The 17,314-nt window shown below is 47.2% G+C and carries 19 protein-coding genes; 16 read left to right on the forward strand and 3 right to left on the reverse strand.

Going from position 1 to position 17,314, the window contains the following annotated elements:
* Window positions 1-63: 63 nt before the first annotated feature.
* From RT269_RS05345 to yedF, 5 genes are all read left to right on the forward strand, one after another.
* Window positions 64-1,908, forward strand: a complete 1,845-nt coding sequence (locus RT269_RS05345; RefSeq protein WP_313181044.1) for an ATP-dependent helicase — start codon at window positions 64-66, stop codon at window positions 1,906-1,908.
* A gap of 32 nt (window positions 1,909-1,940) precedes the next feature.
* Window positions 1,941-2,465, forward strand: a complete 525-nt coding sequence (locus tag RT269_RS05350) for a cob(I)yrinic acid a,c-diamide adenosyltransferase (protein ID WP_313181045.1) — start codon at window positions 1,941-1,943, stop codon at window positions 2,463-2,465.
* 98 nt (window positions 2,466-2,563) lie between these two features.
* Complete coding sequence (locus RT269_RS05355; RefSeq protein WP_313181047.1) at window positions 2,564-2,896, forward strand: DUF1292 domain-containing protein; 333 nt, start codon at window positions 2,564-2,566, stop codon at window positions 2,894-2,896.
* A 194-nt stretch (window positions 2,897-3,090) separates the two neighbouring features.
* A complete protein-coding gene (locus RT269_RS05360) occupies window positions 3,091-3,459 on the forward strand; it encodes a helix-turn-helix domain-containing protein (protein WP_313181049.1) in 369 nt (122 codons plus the stop codon).
* Window position 3,460: 1 nt separating this feature from the next.
* Complete coding sequence (gene yedF / locus RT269_RS05365; protein WP_313181051.1) at window positions 3,461-4,075, forward strand: sulfurtransferase-like selenium metabolism protein YedF; 615 nt, start codon at window positions 3,461-3,463, stop codon at window positions 4,073-4,075.
* A gap of 168 nt (window positions 4,076-4,243) precedes the next feature.
* Here yedF and RT269_RS05370 read toward each other — a convergent pair whose 3' ends face one another.
* The gene (locus RT269_RS05370; protein ID WP_313181052.1) at window positions 4,244-4,819 is read right to left on the reverse strand and encodes a hypothetical protein; all 576 of its coding nucleotides are present in this window, start codon (window positions 4,817-4,819) and stop codon (window positions 4,244-4,246) included.
* Between the two features lie 105 nt (window positions 4,820-4,924).
* Between RT269_RS05370 and RT269_RS05375 the strand changes: the two genes are divergently transcribed.
* Window positions 4,925-6,325 (forward strand): RsmB/NOP family class I SAM-dependent RNA methyltransferase, encoded by a 1,401-nt coding sequence (locus RT269_RS05375; RefSeq protein WP_313181054.1) that lies wholly within the window; start codon window positions 4,925-4,927, stop codon window positions 6,323-6,325.
* On the opposite strand, the gene RT269_RS05380 is transcribed toward RT269_RS05375, so the two are convergent.
* Window positions 6,288-7,211 (reverse strand): RluA family pseudouridine synthase, encoded by a 924-nt coding sequence (locus RT269_RS05380; protein WP_313181056.1) that lies wholly within the window; start codon window positions 7,209-7,211, stop codon window positions 6,288-6,290. The two genes, RT269_RS05375 and RT269_RS05380, sit on opposite strands and share 38 nt — an antisense overlap.
* Before the next feature lie 89 nt (window positions 7,212-7,300).
* Between RT269_RS05380 and RT269_RS05385 the strand changes: the two genes are divergently transcribed.
* Window positions 7,301-7,570, forward strand: coding sequence for a U-box domain-containing protein 56 (locus tag RT269_RS05385; RefSeq protein WP_313181057.1), 270 nt, complete (start codon window positions 7,301-7,303; stop codon window positions 7,568-7,570).
* Window positions 7,571-7,608: 38 nt separating this feature from the next.
* The gene (locus RT269_RS05390) at window positions 7,609-8,487 is read left to right on the forward strand and encodes a YitT family protein (RefSeq protein ID WP_313181059.1); all 879 of its coding nucleotides are present in this window, start codon (window positions 7,609-7,611) and stop codon (window positions 8,485-8,487) included.
* A gap of 8 nt (window positions 8,488-8,495) precedes the next feature.
* On the opposite strand, the gene RT269_RS05395 is transcribed toward RT269_RS05390, so the two are convergent.
* Window positions 8,496-9,740, reverse strand: a complete 1,245-nt coding sequence (locus tag RT269_RS05395; protein WP_313181060.1) for a DNA polymerase Y family protein — start codon at window positions 9,738-9,740, stop codon at window positions 8,496-8,498.
* A gap of 137 nt (window positions 9,741-9,877) precedes the next feature.
* On the opposite strand from RT269_RS05395, the gene RT269_RS05400 reads away from it, so the two are divergent.
* The 8 genes from RT269_RS05400 to citG form a co-directional block, all read left to right on the forward strand.
* Window positions 9,878-11,194 carry a D-alanyl-D-alanine carboxypeptidase family protein gene (locus RT269_RS05400; protein ID WP_313181061.1) on the forward strand — a complete coding sequence of 439 codons (1,317 nt, stop codon included), beginning with the start codon at window positions 9,878-9,880 and terminating at the stop codon, window positions 11,192-11,194.
* A gap of 221 nt (window positions 11,195-11,415) precedes the next feature.
* Window positions 11,416-12,261, forward strand: coding sequence for a YitT family protein (locus RT269_RS05405; protein ID WP_313181062.1), 846 nt, complete (start codon window positions 11,416-11,418; stop codon window positions 12,259-12,261).
* A gap of 134 nt (window positions 12,262-12,395) precedes the next feature.
* Entirely contained in the window at window positions 12,396-12,971 is a 576-nt protein-coding gene (locus RT269_RS05410) for a hypothetical protein (RefSeq protein WP_313181064.1), read from the forward strand.
* A gap of 39 nt (window positions 12,972-13,010) precedes the next feature.
* Complete coding sequence (citX, locus tag RT269_RS05415; protein WP_313181066.1) at window positions 13,011-13,544, forward strand: citrate lyase holo-[acyl-carrier protein] synthase; 534 nt, start codon at window positions 13,011-13,013, stop codon at window positions 13,542-13,544.
* A 104-nt stretch (window positions 13,545-13,648) separates the two neighbouring features.
* Entirely contained in the window at window positions 13,649-13,951 is a 303-nt protein-coding gene (citD, locus tag RT269_RS05420) for a citrate lyase acyl carrier protein (RefSeq protein WP_313181067.1), read from the forward strand.
* Complete coding sequence (locus tag RT269_RS05425) at window positions 13,948-14,847, forward strand: aldolase/citrate lyase family protein (protein WP_313181068.1); 900 nt, start codon at window positions 13,948-13,950, stop codon at window positions 14,845-14,847. The genes citD and RT269_RS05425 overlap by 4 nt, the downstream gene beginning before the upstream one ends.
* A gap of 1 nt (window position 14,848) precedes the next feature.
* Window positions 14,849-16,411 (forward strand): citrate lyase subunit alpha, encoded by a 1,563-nt coding sequence (gene citF / locus RT269_RS05430; RefSeq protein WP_313181070.1) that lies wholly within the window; start codon window positions 14,849-14,851, stop codon window positions 16,409-16,411.
* Window positions 16,412-16,414: 3 nt separating this feature from the next.
* A partial coding sequence (gene citG, locus RT269_RS05435) for a triphosphoribosyl-dephospho-CoA synthase CitG (RefSeq protein WP_313181071.1) occupies window positions 16,415-17,314 on the forward strand: 900 nt, incomplete at its 3' end.

Raw genomic sequence — 17,314 nt, forward strand, 5'->3', positions numbered from 1 at the left:
ACTGCCCGCCAAACGGATGACTGGAATCCTGCGTAAGGCATGATTCCCAAAACGGAGGAAAACATGAAGGAACAGGTCACATATGAGGGAGCCCAGAAGGAGGCGGTCCTTCACCACAAAGGTCCCATGCTGGTACTTGCCGGGCCAGGTTCAGGAAAGACCTTTACCATCACCCACCGGATATGCCATTTAATTGAGACATACGGTGTGGATCCGTCAAATATCCTGGTCATCACCTTTACAAAAGCAGCTGCCAGGGAGATGAAGGAACGTTTTGAAAGCCTTGTGGATGGCAGACCGTCTGCAATCAGCTTTGGAACCTTTCATGCCATATTTTTCCGGATCTTAAAGTTTGCCTACCGGTACGATGCCAGAAGCATTGTAAGGGAGGAGCAGAAGATCCAGTACATAAAGGAAGCCATGGATAAGAACCAGGTAGAGGTGGAGGATGAGGCGGAATTCGTGACTTCCATCCTGTCGGAAATCAGCTCTGTAAAAGGAGAGATGATTGACTTGGATCACTACTATTCCAAAAACTGCTCTGAGGAAATATTCAAACAGCTTTATCTTACGTATGAGGACCGGCTCCGTAAGGCCAATCTCATCGATTTTGACGATATGATGGTGATGTGTTATGAATTATTTGTCCAGAGGAAGGACATCCTGGAAGCATGGCAGAAAAAGTACCAGTATATCCTGGTGGATGAGTTTCAGGATATTAACCGGGTGCAGTACGAAATTGTCCGGATGCTGGCCGCGCCGGAAAACAACCTGTTTATCGTAGGGGATGATGACCAGTCCATCTATCGTTTCCGGGGAGCAAAACCGGAAATCATGCTGGGCTTTGAAAAGGATTATCAGGGAGCAAAAAAGGTCCTTTTAAATATCAATTTCCGAAGCACCAGAGAAATCGTGGAGGCTGCAGGAAAGCTGATCGCTCACAATGAGATGCGTTTTCCCAAAAAGATCGTTACAAAAAAAGGACATGGAAAGCCGGTTGTCACAAGAGTATGGCAGGATCCTCAGGAGGAAACCTTAGAGATTGTCCAGGAAATCATGGCTTATGCAAAAGCCGGGTTTGCCTGGCAGGAGATTGCGGTCCTTTACCGGACGAATCTGGGCCCCAGGCTCTTGATCGAAAAGTTCATGGAATATAACATCCCCTTCTCCATGAAGGATACCGTTCCCAACCTATACGATCATTGGATTGCAAAAAACATAATTTCCTATATCCAGGCAGCGTCCGGAGATTTGTCCAGGGCCAATGTGCTCCAGATCGTCAACCGGCCGAATCGCTATATCAGCCGGGATGCGGTGGAAAATAATCCGGTAAACTGGGAATCGGTAAAATCCTTTTATCAGGACAGGGCCTGGATGGTGGAACGGATCGAGCAGCTGGAATACGATTTAAAGATGATAAGGAATATGGCGCCTGTGGCTGCTGTAAACTATATCCGGAAAGCGGTGGGATATGACGATTATATTCGGGAATACGCCCAGTACCGGAGGATGAAGCCGGAGGAGCTTTTGGAGGTGTTGGACCAGCTTCAGGAGAGTGCAGCCGGTTATCCCACTGCAGCGGAATGGTTCCGTCATATGAAGGAATATGGAGAGGAATTAAAAACTCAGGCCCAGTTAAGGGAAGGAAATCCCCAGGGAGTCGCCCTTATGACCATGCACAGCTCCAAGGGCCTGGAATACCGGATCGTCTACATACTGGACGCCAATGAAGGCGTGACGCCTCATCAGAAGGCAGTGCTCCCTGCGGATTTGGAAGAGGAGCGGCGGATGTTCTATGTAGCCATGACAAGGTCTAAGGAACGGCTTCACGTCAATTATGTGCGGGAGAGATACAGCAAAAAGCAGGACGTTTCCCGCTTTGTCCGGGAATATCTGGAACGGGAATGACCGGGGCTATAATAAGTAGAGGAGAAAGAAATATGAAATCCTGTGTACACATATACTGTGGAGATGGAAAGGGAAAAACCACGGCTGCCATAGGACTGGCTGTGCGTGCCTGCGGCAGCGGGAAACGGGTGCTCATTACCCGTTTCTTAAAAACCGATCATTCCGGTGAAGTTAATGCATTATGCAGGCTTGACCGTATTACGGTAACGCCCTGTGAGCGAAGCTTTGGCTTTTTTTCCAGGATGTCCCCTGAACAGAAAAAGGAAGCGGGGATCTACTATTCCCAGCTATTGGAAATGACCTTAAACAAGGCGGTGAAGGAGAATTATGACCTGCTTGTCCTTGATGAAATCATGGCTGTATGCAATTTTGGCCTTGTAGAGGAAAGTAAGGTTCTGGAGTTTCTTTCTGCACGTCCTGAGGGGCTTGAAGTGGTTCTCACAGGAAGAGAACCCTCAGAAAAGCTTGTAGAAATGGCGGATTATGTGTCGGAAATCAGAAAGGTGAAGCATCCATACGACAGGGGCATTTCAGCAAGGCAGGGAATTGAATTTTAAAGGTAAAATCCCTTGATTTTTGCCGGATAGTTTGATAGAGTGGAAACAGGCGACAGATGCGCCGTACAACTAGATTAAGAAAAAAGAGAGGTATCAGAATGGCACAGGATCCTAATTTAGAGCGGGATGATATGGAACCGCAGGAGGAAATGACAGTTACACTGACCCTGGATGATGGATCAGAACTGGAATGCGTAGTACTTACCATTTTCACAGCAGGCGAAAGAGATTATATTGCACTGCTGCCTATGAATGGCCCTGAGGCGGAAGAGGGAGAAGTTTATCTGTACCGTTATTCTGAGAAGGAGGATGGGCAGCCGAATCTTGAAAATATCGAAGATGACGACGAATATGAGATCGTTGCGGAAGCCTTTGACGAATTACTGGACGAAGCGGAATATGATGAGCTGGTAGACGAAGACGAAGAATAAACAGAGGAAAAGCCGGGGCGGTCCTTATAAGGACTGGTCCCGGCTTTAAGATTCATAAGGAATATGTGAATTTGAAACCTTGCAGATCATAGACACTACAAATAATAGAAGCATATACAGCGAGTATTGCAATCTATCAAAGCTGCATTCTATATACTACTATAATTGTATCTATGGAAGTGAGGGATAGCTGTATGGACAACGAGGCGGTACTTAAGAAAATCGAGGAAATCAACAGAAGCAAAGAGTGGTCTATGTACAGGTTATCAAAAGAAAGCGGGATCGCTCAGTCCACATTGTCCAGTTTATTTGGAAGAAGAGCCAATATCAGCCTGCCGAAACTCGGCAGGATCTGCAGGGCGTTCGGGCTTAAAATGTCGGATTTCTTTTCCCTGTTGGAGGAAGAGGCAGATGACGGGGAATCTGGCCAGAATGATTATGAAATCATTGAGATGGTGCAGAAGGCGGCAACGCTGTCAAATAATAACAGACGGCTTTTAAGGTCCATGATTATTGTAATGGAAGAGCTGGAAAGAGAAAATAGAAGCAAAGGAGAACGTTGATATGGAGAAAATTGTTGATGCCAGAGGTTTGACATGCCCACAGCCGGTTATTAAGGCAAAAGAGGCATTAAAGGGTATGGAAAAAGGGTTGTTAAAAGTTCTTGTGGACAATGAAATCGCAGTTCAGAATGTAATGAAGCTGGGGAATTATGAGGGCGTTTCTCCGGTTTCAGAGAAAAAAGCGGAAGGGGAATTTGAGATCCTGTTCCACGTAAACAGAGAATCAGGCAATACAGAAGAAACTGTAAAAGAGGAAGAATGCCTTCCCGATGCCAGAAAAAAAGGTCTTGTAGCGGTGCTTTCATCGGATCAGATGGGAGGAGGCAATGAAGAACTTGGGCGGATTCTGATGAAGGGATTTGTTTATGCCCTTACCCAGCTGGAAGAACTCCCTGAAACAGTACTGCTCTACAATGGAGGAGCCAGGTTATCCGTAGAAGGCTCCCAGTCCCTGGAGGATTTAAAGAACTTAGAAGCACAGGGAGTGGAAATCCTTACCTGCGGAACCTGCTTGAATTTTTATGAATTATCAGACAAGCTGAAGGTTGGCTCAGTAACCAATATGTATGAAATTGCGGAAAAAATGGCAGGAGCCCGTCTGGTGATCCGGCCTTAACCATCATCGGTTTCATGGGCAGAGGATATTTTTTGTTGACAAAGCAGGGGTTTCGTTTTATAATTCATTCAGTTATTTTTAAACATCGCTGGCATGGCACCAGAAAAGTGGAAGTGCCCGTAAGAAAATCTCTTTCTTCCGGGCACTTTCCTTTTTTATCATATTTTATCATAGCCGATCGTATCTCCACCTGTTTTTGGGGACCTGGACCCTGCGGTAAAGCCTTTGGAGCAGAAAGGTACAGGAGAGGATGAAAAATATTTCCAGCACGGTACTTACGATTCCAGTCAGGAAAAATAAAAAGGCGGACAATACCGTAATCACCATTAAGCAATGCAGATAGGGCCGGTAAACCTCCTGATTCATGCAGTAAAGCTTCCAGACGACCATATAAAGGCAGATAAGAAGAGAAATAGATGCTAAAAAGGATAAAATAACATGGAAGACCGCATGAAGAGGCTGTGAGTCCGGCAGATAAGGCGTGATGACTGCCAGAACCAGAAGCAAAAGGGAAGTGATGCTCATTACGGTTTCTTTTCTGTTTCGGGGAAGTCCGTTTATGATCCGCTTTAAAATGTAATAAAAGTATGTTCCTATGATGATACCCCATAGGAGAAACAGATTTTTTCTGGAGGATAAATTTCCTAATACGGAAAAATTCAATGTGAACCAGTCGGTTCCCCAGGCAAACAGAATGGTATATATGGGTATAATGAAGTAAGCGGTAATGGTTAATAGGGACATAAGGCACCTCCGGTCATTCGTCTCTTCCTAGTTTGGCACTTACTTCGGAAAATAATAATAAACATATGTTATTTTTATATAAAATTTAATTTCAGAGGAAAAATAATGATTCAATTACCGGATGAGTTCAGGGAAAAAATGAAACGGCTTTTAGGAGCGGAGTATGATTCTTTTATTGAAAGCTATGATAAGGAACGGGTACAGGGCTTAAGGGTAAATCCCTTAAAGATTTCCAGAGAGAAATTTGATGGGATCTGCCCATTTCATCTGGAAAAGATACCATGGGCAGCAGAAGGGTATTACTACCATGCGGCCGAGCGGCCGGGAAAGCATCCATACCATGAGGCAGGTCTTTATTATATCCAGGAGCCGAGCGCCATGGCCGTTGTGGAACTGTTAGATCCAAAGCCAGGAGAAAAGATCCTTGACTTATGCGCTGCGCCAGGAGGAAAGACCACTCATATTGCAGGGCGGATGCAGGGAAAAGGCTTCCTTCTAAGCAATGAGATCCATCCGGCCAGGGCAAGGATTCTTTCCCAAAACGTAGAACGGCTGGGAATCGGGAATGCGGTTGTGTCCAACGAGGATTCCGGGAGCCTGTCTCTTCGGTTTCCCGGTTTTTTTGACAGGATTGTGGTGGATGCTCCCTGTTCCGGAGAAGGGATGTTCCGCAAGGATGAGGCGGCCAGACTGGAATGGACGCCTGGGCATGTTAGTGCCTGCGCGGCCCGTCAGGAGGAGATCCTTTCCAATGCAGCGGTCATGTTAAAACCCGGCGGAACCATCGTCTATTCCACCTGCACCTTTTCTCCGGAGGAAAATGAACAGGTCATCGAAGAATTTCTTTTTACTCATCCCGATTTTTCCATCGCAGATGCAGGAACGCGTCCCGGTCTTTATCCGGGCCGGCCAGAATGGAGCAAATCCGGTATGGCAGAATTAGAAAAGACCTTCCGCATCTGGCCTGATAAGTCAGAAGGGGAAGGCCATTACCTGGCAGTATTAAAAAAGTTCGAAGATGGGATTTCTGAAAAAAAGCGGACCAAGCCGGAGTACAGCAGCGACAAATCCGTGATAAAAGAAGTAGAAATGTTTTTAAAAGACCTTCTGGTAAATCCAGCTCCATTACTTCTTCGTAAGGAATATATTCTCTTTGGGGACCAGCTGTATCTGATCCCGCCGGAAATGGTTGATTTTAAGGGCATGAAAATCATTCGTCCGGGGCTTCACCTGGGAACTGTGAAAAAGAACCGGTTTGAGCCCTCTCATGGCTTTGCTCTTTTCCTTAAAAAGGAAGAAGTAAACCGTTTCATCGACCTGCCGGCTGACGGAGAGGAAATTATAAAGTATTTAAAGGGAGAAACTCTGGCGGGAGAGACTTCCCTTTCTCTTGACAATAAAAAAGGCTGGGTGCTTGTTAATACCGATGGATATTCCATCGGATTTGCCAAGCTGGCCGGGGGGATTCTTAAAAATCATTATCCCAAAGGCCTTCGGTGGATGTGATCCCAAGAAACTGCATGTCCTCAGGAAGGGGCGCCTCAAAAGAAAGAGGCTCCTTTTTGATTGGGTGAAGGAAATCCAGCCGGAAGGAATGCAGAGCCTGACGGGTAATGTAACGGTAGTCCGGATGATAAAGGAAATCTCCTGGCAGGGGATGACCGATGGATTTTAAATGAACCCGGATCTGGTGGGTGCGGCCGGTTTCCAGGCAAAGACTTACAAGGGAATGCCCTGTCGCAGGGTCATAATAAAGCCGTTTATAATGAGTGCGCGCCTCTTCCCCATTTACCGGGTCCACACACCGTTCAATGGTGGAGCCGTCTACCCGGGCAATCGGAGCGTCGATGGTTCCTTCTAAAGGAAGCTCTCCCTGGACAACCGCAAGGTAACGGCGGTGAAGCTCTCTTTTTTTCACCATATCCGAAAGAATGCAGGCGCTTAATGGGTTTTTTGCTACCACCAGAAGTCCGGTGGTATCCCGGTCAAGGCGGTTGATGGCCCGGTAGATAAAGGACTCATTCTTTTCCTTAAAATAATAAGCGATCCCGTTAGCCAGGGTATGATCAAAGTTCCCCTGAGACGGATGAATGGGGACACCGGCTTCCTTATTAATGACCAGGATATGTTCATCCTCGTACTGGATATGGATCGGCATGGGAGTGGGAACAATATTCCTAGAACTTTCTTCTTCGCAGATAAAAGCGGATAAAAGCTCGCCGGGCTTAAGGGCGTGTGTTGTATAGACAGGTTCTCCTCCTACCGTAATTCCATTTGATCGGTTCCGAAGCTGTCTTATGAGGCTCTGGGAGTATCCCAGATTTAATAAATACTGTTTTACAGTCATATCTTCAAAGGCTTGTGTTATGGTATAATTCATAGTCATTTTCATAAACCGATTCTAACATGGCGGGTGGTGATTGACAAGGAGAATCTATGGGTTATAATTAGCTGGTAGAAAATGAAAGAGGGGGTTTGAAAATGTTAGATCAGGATATTTATGAAGCATTGGAAATGGAATTAGAAAGAAACCACATTAGGGAAGATGTGGATGAGATTCTGCTGGATTTGGCGGAAGCGCTTGCAGACAGGGGAATTATGGATAAAGAACTGGTTTTAACGGAATCCTATGGTAAGACACAGATTCAGGTGACCGGAGTCTGCTCCGAAGAGGAGGGGGAAGTGAACATCTTAATGAAGCAGGTGCGGATCGGAAAAAAAGAGTTTGAAATTAATGATTATTTTCTATAAGGAGAAAACAGGGCGGAAGAAATGGAGGCAGCAAACTCATGATGACAATCAAACAGGAATATTCGGCAAAGGAGCTGGGGATCGATCTTCTGTGTGATCTGGCGGGAGCAATTTTATTTAATATTGGAATCTATAATTTTGCAGTAAATGCGGAGTTCGCTCCCGTTGGGGTATCTGGTATCGCACTGATCCTGCGCTATCTGTTCGGCCTGCCAATGGGCATTACCAGCATAGTCTTAAACATTCCCATTGTGTTAGTCAGTTACAGGCTTTTGGGAAGACGGTTTTTGCTTCGTTCCATGAAGAGCATGATCATCTTTGCACTTGTGCTGGACTATGCAGTTCCTTATCTGCCGGTTTATCAGGGAGATCCTCTGTATGCTTCCGCCTGCACCGGAATCTTTTCCGGCCTGGGGTTAACCATCGTCTATTTAAGAAACTGCTCCACAGGAGGTACGGACTTTCTGGTCATGGCGATCCGGAAGATTTTCCCTCACTTAACCATCGGGCAGATATCCCTTGTGGTGGATGCCGTGGTGATCATCGCCGGAGGACTGGTATTCCGCAATTTGGATGCGGTCATCCTGGGCATGCTTTCTACCATTGTAACCACCATGGTGATCGACAAGATCATGTATGGCCTGGGAGCCGGTAAACTGGTTTTTGTGGTCACCTCCCATGCAGAAGAGGCGGCACAGAGAATCGAGGAAAGTACCGGACGCGGCTGCACCTTTCTTCAGGGCCAGGGTTCTTATTCGCTGGATGAAAAGAAGGTGATCATGTGCGCCTGCAATAACAGTCAGGTGGTGCCCATCCGCCGTGCGATTCACGAAACAGACAAAGAGGCTTTTCTCATCATCACGGATTCCAATGAGGTTTACGGCGAAGGGTTTAAATCCATCGGAGGCCAGCTGTAGCCGCCCCCTTATTTTATGCCGGATTTCCCCCGGCCGGATGTATGGTCCACAATCGAATCCTTTTTTAAGAAACTGGCTCTTTTGACGCTGTCAGTTCCGAATTTGCCGCGGATATGATCCACGGCTTTTTCCATTTCCTTCATCTTGCGGGCCTGCTCTGACTCAAATAGATTAAGCTGGCAAAACCCTTCCTCAGAAATCTTGGTGGCACGCACGCCGATTAAGCGAAGAGGGGTGCGGTCCCAAAGCTCCTTAAGTAAGTTACAGGCGTTTTCATAAATCACAGTCGTGGAGTCCGTAGGATTGTTTAAGGTCATCTGATGGGACTTGGTATGAAAATTCCAGTCCTTGATCTCGATACAGACACAGTCCGATAAGACATGGTCTGAACGGAGGCGGGCGCCCACGGTTTCGCATAGGGACAGGAGAACCTGGCAGGCTGCGTCCAAGTCGTCGATATCATGGGAAAGGGTGGTACTGTTTCCGTAACCCTTGTTTAAGGGCTCCCGTTCTTCTACGGGCGAGTGATCGATGCCCAGGGCATAATCATGGATCAGCAGGGCATACTTTTCCCCCAGCAGGGGTTTTAAGTGGCTTACGCTGCAGGCTGCCAGTTCCCCTATGGTATGGATGCCGATGCCTTCCAGCTTGTTCTGGGCGGAATGGCCCACAAAAAACAGTTCCCGTATGGGAAGGGGCCACATTTTGGAAGGTATTTCATGGGCAAACAGGGTATGGCAGAGATTGGGCTTTTTAAAATCCGATGCCATTTTAGCCAGGAGCTTATTGGGAGCCACACCCACGTTCACCGTAAACTTCAGTTCCCGCCAGATCCTTTCCCGTATCTGGTTTGCCACCTCCAGTGGGGAGCCGAAGAGGTGGATGGTGGAGGTCATGTCAAGAAATGCTTCGTCGATGCTGAATTTTTCAATATCTGGAGTGTAATCAGACAAAAGCTCCATCAGCTTCCGGGATTTATCAAGGTATACGTCAAACCGGGCCGGAACAACAGTGAGGGCAGGGCACTTGCGCAGAGCCTGGCTGATGGGCTCTCCGGTTATGATTCCATATGCTTTTGCGGGCGTGGATTTTGCCAGAACGATCCCATGCCTTAACGAGGCGTCGCCGCCAACTGCCGATGGAATGGTACGTAAATCAAGGGCGTTAAAGTCAGCTTCCAGCCGGCTGACAGATTCCCAGCTTAAAAATGCGGAGTTTACGTCTATGTGAAAAATTAAGGGCTCCGGTGCCATGTCAGTCCCTCCTTTGGCATCTTTTACTTAAATTTCCTTCTCTTCCTATTATACCGAAAATACGTTCGGAAAGTAAAGGGGAATAATTAAAAAACCATTGGAATAGGATAAAATAAATCCATGGGGGAGGCTCTTTCATGAGGCATGCCATAGGAATTCTGCTGGCAGCAGCTTTTGTCTTTCTTATAGGGACAGGGACTGCCGCGGTTTGGCTGACGGGAAAAGAGGCCGTTAATGAAAACACAACAGTAACAGAGGAGAAGAAAGAAAAAAATACAACGATTCAGACAGAGGATGAGCTGAATCTTTATGCCCAATCAGCAGTTTTGATGGATGCCTCAACCGGCCGCGTTTTATATGGAAAAAATGAGAATCTGGCCCGGCCCATGGCCAGCACCACTAAAATCATGACTTGCATCCTCGCTCTGGAGAGCGGGAATCTTTCTGACACGGTAACTGCCAGCCAGAATGCGGCTTCCCAGCCTAAGGTTCATTTAGGAGTCTATAAGGGAGAGACGTTTCTGTTAAAGGATTTACTTTACAGCCTGATGCTGGAATCCCATAATGATGCCGCCATGATGATTGCAGAGCACATAGGAGGGAGCCAGGAGGGGTTTGCCAGGCTGATGAACCAGAAGGCCAGGGATTTAGGCTGCGAAGATACCTATTTTATCACACCCAATGGGCTTGATGCCAAAGAAGAAAAGGATGGACAGGTGAAGATACATTCCACCACAGCCGCAGATTTAGCCAGGATCATGAATTACTGCATCGGCCAGTCGCCTAAAAAAGAAGAATTCCTTCAGATTACCGCAACAAGAAGCTATGCCTTTGCTGATCTGGAAGGAAAACGTTTCTATTCCTGCAATAACCACAATACTCTTCTGGCCATGATGGACGGGGCGTTTTCAGGAAAGACAGGGTTTACCGGAGGAGCCGGTTATTCTTATGTGGGGGCTGTCCAGGATGATGGAAGAGTTTATACCATCGCCCTTTTAGGCTGCGGTTGGCCGCCTCATAAGGCTTATAAATGGTCAGATGCAAGAAAACTGTTCCAATACGGGATGGAACGCTTTCATTACAGGAACGTATTTGAAGACGTCAGTCTTCCGGATATTCCCGTACTAGATGGGATTCCTTCCTCCGGACGCCTGGATGAACCGGTCCTGGTATCCTGCAGCATAGGCGGGGAGGAAGAAAAGAGTTTAAGTCTTCTTTTGGCGGATGAGGAAGAGATCACGGTACAGACTGAGATCCCCAAGGAATTAAAGGCTCCGGTACGTAAGGGGCAGACGGTGGGGACAGTCATCTACCGTTTAAACGGAGAGGTCGTAAAAAGCTATCCGGTATATCTGACGGTCGGAGCAGACCGCCTGACAACGGCCTGGTGCATAAAAAATATTTTCAATAGATACTTATCCATGCCGGGAGTTATGGGACTTATCCCCAACTGACCGAATACATAAAAGAATGAGGCGTAAGGAAACTTAATCGTTCCCTTACGCCTTATTTTTGTTCTTTATTAACGGCAAGTCTGAGTACATTCTGGTTTAAAGGATATACTGATATTTCAAAGGAATTCCTGACAGAAACGGAAGAAAATAAATTGTATAAACCAACGGCGCATGGTATATTAAGAGTGTTTGCTTATACAAGGAAAGGAAATTTAAAAAGTATGAATATGAAAAAGATCGCAACAGTGCTTGTGGGCAATACCATTTATGCTCTGGCCGTATCCTTATTTATTCTGCCGGGGGGACTGATCACAGGCGGAACGACCGGTCTTGCTTTGGTGGCCCATCACCAGTTTGGCATACCCGTAGCTGCCTTTATCGGAGCTTTTAATATTATCATGTTTGTGGCGGGAGCCTTCTTTTTGGGGAAGCAGTTTGCATTTACAACCATGATCAGTACTTTTTATTATCCGTTTATATTAGGAGTATTTGAAAATCTGTTCGGTCAGGCCGCAATGACAGATGACCGGATGCTGGCCACTGTTTTTTCCGGACTTTTGATCGGCGTTGGCATCGGCATGGTGATACGGGCCGGCGCTTCCACCGGAGGAATGGATATTCCCCCTCTGATCCTTAATAAAAAAATGAATCTGTCCGTATCCATGACCATGTCGGCCTTTGACTGCCTGATCCTTCTGTCACAGATGTTATTATCCAATAAGGAGCAGATCCTTTATGGAATTCTGCTGGTGCTCACCTACAGCACGGTTCTTGATAAGGTGCTCTTAATCGGCCGCAACCAGATGCAGGTGAAAATCATAAGTGAAAAGTATGAGGAGATCAGTCAGGCGATCCAATCCCGGATGGACCGAGGAACCACCTTGCTTGCCAGTGAAGGAGGATATCTAAGAACGGCTTCCTTTACGGTTCTTACCGTAATTTCCGGGAGACAGCTTTCAAAGGTGAACGAACTGGTCATGGGGATCGATCCCAATGCATTCATGATCATTAACCAGGTCAATGAGGTGAGAGGAAGGGGGTTTACCCTTCATAAAGAATATAAATAGTGGATAAAGAACAGACGAGAATCTTACGGAAAGATGACTAAGGTTTACGGTTTTAGAAACCCTATTGACTTAACAGTCTGGCAGGTGCTAAACTGTACCCGGATTAGAAAATGGACGCAGGGAGGAACCAGGAAATGCTGAAAAAGAAAATCAGTTTATTTTGTTTTGCCGTCGCGTTTGCTGTGCTGTTGACAGCTGGCTGCGGCAGGAAGCAAGCTGCAGATTTGGGCAAAGCTCCTTCGGAAGCGGCAAATACAGAGACTGCGGCCGTAAGGATGGAGAAATCCGGGACAAATCAAGGAGATGAGGAAACCGTTTCGGAAGAGGATATGGGCCAGCCAGGGCCGGGAATAGAGGCCGTGGAGAGTGAAGAAAGCACTGGAGCGGGAAAAAAGGTGGAGGCGTTTGCCGAAAAGATTCAGGAAGCGGTAGGAGACCGGGATCTGGAAGCATTTGCAGACCTGCTGTTTTATCCCTGTGTTTTCGTAACAGCGGATGAGGAGACGATCACCCTTAAAAAACGGGAAGATTTATTTAAGCAGAACCCTGATATGGTGTTTGGTGATGACCTGATGGTAGCGGTGGCTAATGTGGATACGGTTTCACTGAACATGACGGATAAAGGCGTGACCATGGGAGAAGGAACATCGAAAATCACCTTTCAGGAACGATCAGACGGAAGCTTCGGAATAATAGAAATCAGAGAATAAGCAATACCCTTAACGGGAAGTAAAGAGGAAAAGACAAAAGTGGAAGAGAATGTGACTTTAGAGGAGATGCTTTCTTTCCGGGAAAAGAAAGTAAGCATGCAGGAAGCACTTCATAAAAAGCATGAGGAAGCCACGATTGTGGCTCTTGGGATGAACATTCCCGGTCCAAGGAAAACCTCTCCCGGTATCTTTCAGGCGTTTTCCGCGGGAGAAGAAGAACTTGACCGCCTGTTTTTGGAACATGGGCTGGCTGTAATGGAAGAGACCGTGGTAAAAGAGAAGGCCGGCTATATAAAACTCTACGCAGTGAAAAGCCAGGACTCCCTATTTGTGAAAAAGATAACGATTCATATGGAAGAAACCCATCCTCTTGGAAGGCTGTTTGATATCGACGTATACGATGAGGCTGGAAACGGGATCGGCAGAGCGGAATTGGGATACCCTGTGCGCAGATGCCTGATATGTGAAACGGATGCAAAGTTATGCGGCCGGAGCCGGAGCCATACGGTAGAGGAGCTTTACGGACGTGTTGAGAGTATGATAAATTCCTGGTTGATCGAAGGGGGCAGATGAGAATCTGCCCCTTTCTTAATAAATTTTAAGATTCCTTTTTTCCCTGGTTAAGATTCTCCCTTTAAAATGAAAGAATAGAACATAAAAGGGAGGCTTTAAGCAAAATGGAAATTAAAAAACCAGCCATGGCCGGTACATTAGAGTCCAGCGACTGTCAGGTGACTGTAGAGCCAGGTGATGGTAAAATCGATTTTGTGCTGGAAAGTGCAGTAATAAACCAGTATGGCAACAGGATCCGGAAGGTAATTATGGAGACCCTTAAGAATCTGGGAATTGACAATGTGAGAATCACAGTTGTTGATAAGGGAGCACTGGACTGCACCATTAAGGCGCGGGTGGAAGGTGCGGTATCCCGTTCCACGGACCAGTTTGAAAATATTCTATGGGGAGGCAGCAGAAAACAATGAATCCGGATAAGAAACGGCTCAGAAGAACCATGATGTTTTTAAATGCCCAAAAACCAGGCCTCATTAAGGATCCGCATATATATAAACCGGATTCCATTATGCTGGATTTAGAAGATGCGGTCGCAGAAAATCAGAAGGATGCAGCCAGGTTTTCCCTTTATCATGCATTGCAGGAGATCGATTACAGGGGCTGCGAGCGGGTAGTCCGGATCAATGGACTGGATACTCCTTATTGGAAGGAGGACATTCGCTGTGCGGTTGCAGGCGGCTGTGATGCGATCCGGATCCCGAAAACAGAAAGGCCTGAGGATGTAAAAGCAGTGGAGGCAGAGATCCGGACGGCAGAAGAGGATTTCGGCATTCCGGAAGGAAGGACCCTCATTATGGCGGCCATAGAATCTGCAAGAGGTGTGGTAAAGGCCCTTGATGTCTGCGAGGCTTCCGGGAGGCTGTTTGGAATCGCACTTTCCGGCGGTGACTATACCAAAGACTTACAGACCTATATTACAGGAACCGGAATTGAGCTGATGGGAGCCAGACAGAACTTGATCATTGCGGCCAGGGCAGCAAAGATCCAGTGCTTTGATACGGTTTATACTGACCTTGATGATATGGAGGGCTTCCGGCGGGATGTGGAAACCATTCATTTGATGGGATTTGACGGAAAATCCATTATCAATCCCCGCCAGATCCCGGTTGTCCATGAGATCTTTACACCGGCACAGAAGAATATCATCTTTGCGGAAAAGGTGGTTATGGAAATCGAGGACAAAAGGGAAAAGGGAATCGGAGTATTTATCGTAGACGGAAAAATGATCGACATAGCGTTCTATGACGGAGCCAAGAGAACCATAGAGCTTGCCAAGGCCTCTGGCGTATACAAAGGAGGATTGTAAGATGATTAATGCAGTAGGGAGAGATATTCCGGAAGAAATCTTAAAACTCACGGGAAAAGAACCTTTTATGGGAGTTCATCACTTTGATGGATCTGTGTATAAAAAAGATGGTCCTTTTACAAAGTGTGTGATCAATTCCCAGGGGAGCAAGCTGTTGGACAGCATTCACGATTGTCTGGTGAAATGCGGGATCCGGGATGGCATGACCCTGGGCTTTCATCATCATTTCCGGGAAGGCGACTATGTGGTAAACATGGTAATGGAGGAGATCCACAACATGGGAATCAAGGATATTACCATCTGTGCAAGCTCCCTTGGAAAAGCCCATGATAAACTGGTGGATTACATAGAGGATGGGACCATTACCGGGATTCAGTCCTCCGGCGTCAGGGGAAAGATCGGCAGGGCCATATCAGAAGGAAAATTACAGGGCCTGGCCGTTATGCGTTCCCATGGCGGAAGAGTCCGTGCCATTGAGACCGGCGAGGTGAGGATCGATATCGCATTTGTCGGTGCACCCACCTGCGATGACTATGGAAACTGCCGGGGCATCGGCGGAAAATCCGATTGCGGCGTTCTCTCTTATTCCATGGTGGATGCAGATTATGCGGATAAGGTGGTTGCAATCACAGACTGCCTGGTTCCATTTCCAAACTTCCCTGCCCATATTTCCATGACAAAGGTAGATTATGTGGCAGTTGTTGATGAGATCGGAAATCCGGAGAAGATTGCTACCGGAGCCGCAAAACCAACCACAGATATGCGAAAGCTTATGATGGCTGATTACTGCACCAATTTTGTCGTGAATACCCCGTATTTTAAGGACGGATTTTCTTACCAGACCGGAGTAGGCGGAGCTTCCATCGCTTCCACCATTTCTCTTGCTAAAATCATGAAGGAGAGAAATGTGCGTATGCGCTTCGGAGTGGGAGGGCTGACAAAGCCCATGTGCGATTTATTGGAGAACGGACAGGTGGATGCCCTGTTAGATACCCAGGATTTCGATCTGGATGCGGTAGAATCCGTCATGAATCCCAGGCATTTTCGAATCAGTGCAGGAGAATATGCGGATCCCTTTAACAAGGGAGCTGTTGTCAACAAGCTGGATTTTGTGATCCTGGCAGCTCTGGAAGTGGATGTGAATTTTAACTGCAATGTAGTGGTTGGCTCTGACGGCATGATTACCGGCGCCCAGGGAGGTCATCCGGACACTGCGGCAGGAGCAAAATGCACCATAGTGATCACCCCGCTGCTGCAGGGAAGGATTCCGGCAGTCTGCACCGATGTAACAACAGTTACTACCCCCGGCGAATCCATTGATGTGGTGATCACGGATTATGGCATTGCAGTCAATCCAAGAAGGCAGGATTTGATCCAGTGCATGAAAGATGTGGATCTGCCGTTTAAGACCATTGAGGAGCTGCGGGACATCGCATATTCCATTACAGGAGAACCGGAAAAGGTACAGTTTGATGATAAGGTGGTAGGTATCATCGAGAGCCGGGATGGCACTGTTATGGATGTGGTTCGTAAGATCAGGGAGTTTCAGTTTACAGGAGAATAAACAATGATTAGCAGTTCTTGTGTGAAACCAAAAGAGACAAGGAAAGAGGCGGCTTTTCACATTGGGAACATGGCTTACCGGGCCATGCTTGAGGAGGTTTATACGACTCCCAAGCCCGGCCTGGTGGATCTGTATTCCACAGGCGCTCATAAAGACATGGACGTTACCTCCTTTGAGAAGAGTGCCAGAGCCCTGGAGCCGTATTTTGTTTCCATGGCTTTAGAAGGCATGAGGCTTCCCAACATGCCAAGGCTGTTATTGGAGCGCATCCGCCGGATCGGCCTGTCTGCTGAGGAAGCCATGTATCAGGCTACTGCCGGAGTAAATACTCATAAAGGTCTGATCTTTCACCTGGGAATCTTAAGTGCGGCTGCCGGGGCCTGCATGGAGGCTCATGGAACCGTGACCAACCAGTGCCTGGTGGAAATGGAGCAGGCCATGGCAAGAGAGACCCTTATAAAGGAATTAAAGGAGATGCAGGAGTTTACCAGCAACGGTGAAAAAAATCTGGATCAATACGGGCTTACCGGTGCAAGGGGAGAGGCCATAAGCGGCTATGCTTCCGTACGCAGGATCGCCCTTCCTGTCATGGCAAATGGACGGAAGGAGGGCCGGGACTGGAACCGGATCAAACTGGAAACCTTGTTTATGCTCATGAGCAGGGTAGAGGACTCCAACATCATTGCAAGACATGATCCATCCGTTCTTTTGAAGGTTCAGTCCATGGCAAGAAATTTCCTGGAGGCAGGCGGGGCCTACGGGGACAAAAGCATGGTGACGTTAAAGCGAATGGATGCGGATTTTATAAAGGGAAATATAAGTGCCGGAGGATGTGCAGATCTTCTGGCTGTTGCAATTTTCATGAATGATCTGGCAGAAGAACCGGTGAAGGAGAGGATTCTA

Source organism: Lacrimispora sp., from assembly GCF_032078915.1.
Lineage (GTDB): Bacteria > Bacillota > Clostridia > Lachnospirales > Lachnospiraceae > Lacrimispora.

Excerpts from the sequence above, each read along its gene's own strand:
- RT269_RS05345 (WP_313181044.1), top strand. The coding sequence starts at position 64 with ATGAAGGAACAGGTCACATATGAGGGAGCCCAGAAGGAGGCGGTCCTT.
- RT269_RS05350 (WP_313181045.1), top strand. The coding sequence starts at position 1,941 with ATGAAATCCTGTGTACACATATACTGTGGAGATGGAAAGGGAAAAACC.
- RT269_RS05355 (WP_313181047.1), top strand. The coding sequence starts at position 2,564 with ATGGCACAGGATCCTAATTTAGAGCGGGATGATATGGAACCGCAGGAG.
- RT269_RS05360 (WP_313181049.1), top strand. The coding sequence starts at position 3,091 with ATGGACAACGAGGCGGTACTTAAGAAAATCGAGGAAATCAACAGAAGC.
- yedF (WP_313181051.1), top strand. The coding sequence starts at position 3,461 with ATGGAGAAAATTGTTGATGCCAGAGGTTTGACATGCCCACAGCCGGTT.
- RT269_RS05370 (WP_313181052.1), bottom strand. The coding sequence starts at position 4,819 with ATGTCCCTATTAACCATTACCGCTTACTTCATTATACCCATATATACC.
- RT269_RS05375 (WP_313181054.1), top strand. The coding sequence starts at position 4,925 with ATGATTCAATTACCGGATGAGTTCAGGGAAAAAATGAAACGGCTTTTA.
- RT269_RS05380 (WP_313181056.1), bottom strand. The coding sequence starts at position 7,211 with ATGAAAATGACTATGAATTATACCATAACACAAGCCTTTGAAGATATG.
- RT269_RS05385 (WP_313181057.1), top strand. The coding sequence starts at position 7,301 with ATGTTAGATCAGGATATTTATGAAGCATTGGAAATGGAATTAGAAAGA.
- RT269_RS05390 (WP_313181059.1), top strand. The coding sequence starts at position 7,609 with ATGATGACAATCAAACAGGAATATTCGGCAAAGGAGCTGGGGATCGAT.
- RT269_RS05395 (WP_313181060.1), bottom strand. The coding sequence starts at position 9,740 with ATGGCACCGGAGCCCTTAATTTTTCACATAGACGTAAACTCCGCATTT.
- RT269_RS05400 (WP_313181061.1), top strand. The coding sequence starts at position 9,878 with ATGAGGCATGCCATAGGAATTCTGCTGGCAGCAGCTTTTGTCTTTCTT.
- RT269_RS05405 (WP_313181062.1), top strand. The coding sequence starts at position 11,416 with ATGAATATGAAAAAGATCGCAACAGTGCTTGTGGGCAATACCATTTAT.
- RT269_RS05410 (WP_313181064.1), top strand. The coding sequence starts at position 12,396 with ATGCTGAAAAAGAAAATCAGTTTATTTTGTTTTGCCGTCGCGTTTGCT.
- citD (WP_313181067.1), top strand. The coding sequence starts at position 13,649 with ATGGAAATTAAAAAACCAGCCATGGCCGGTACATTAGAGTCCAGCGAC.
- RT269_RS05425 (WP_313181068.1), top strand. The coding sequence starts at position 13,948 with ATGAATCCGGATAAGAAACGGCTCAGAAGAACCATGATGTTTTTAAAT.
- citF (WP_313181070.1), top strand. The coding sequence starts at position 14,849 with ATGATTAATGCAGTAGGGAGAGATATTCCGGAAGAAATCTTAAAACTC.